Here is a 637-nt window from a genome sequence, read left to right as displayed (position 1 = left end):
GCGCGCGACAGCGTGCGCGGCAGCGAATCGATCGCCAGCACCGTGGCGCGCTTCGCGGCCAGCTGCTGCATCAGCTCGGGGTTCTGCGCGGGCCACACGAAGCCGATCAGCGTGCCGCCTTCGCGCATCAGCGCGACTTCGTCGGCGCTCGGCGGGCGCACCTTGAAAACGATGTCGCTGCCCGACCACAGCTCGGCCGCCGTGGCGGCGATGCTCGCGCCCGCTGCACGGTATGCGTCGTCATCAAAGTTCGCGCCGGCACCGGCGCCGCTTTGGACGGCGACCGAAAATCCCAGCTTGATCAGTTTCTCGACCACTTCGGGGACGGTCGCTACGCGCCGTTCGCCGGTGGCTGTCTCCAGAGGAACTCCAATCCGTAATGTCATATCGTGAATAATCCGTAGTGGCCGTCGCAAGGAATTCGGGTCTGCAGTTCAAGTTACTACACTCAAAAGTCACTCAAGCCGACCTCGCCGGGTACAGTTGGTGGACCGCCACTTCGACGTCCAGGCCGACCTGAATCAATCGCGCCAACTCCGGCACCGCCTCGAAAATATCGAACTCCAAACCACAATCGAGCAGTACCGATGACTGGAGCTTGAGCGGCGGATTTCACAGGCGGCGAGGATTAACGAAT

General features: G+C 62.5%; 1 pseudogene. It reads right to left on the bottom strand.

Annotated features, from left to right (window positions below):
* Window positions 1-386, bottom strand: a pseudogene (gene pntA / locus DIE06_RS37945) (NAD(P)(+) transhydrogenase (Re/Si-specific) subunit alpha); the annotation flags it as partial.
* Between the last annotated feature and the right edge of the window lie 251 nt (window positions 387-637).

The sequence above is a fragment of the Burkholderia sp. Bp8998 genome (assembly GCF_003854235.1).
In the GTDB taxonomy this organism is placed as follows: Bacteria; Pseudomonadota; Gammaproteobacteria; order Burkholderiales; family Burkholderiaceae; genus Burkholderia.
The sequence above is the reverse complement of the archived record's forward strand: the minus strand, read 5'-3'. Positions and strand labels throughout refer to the sequence as shown.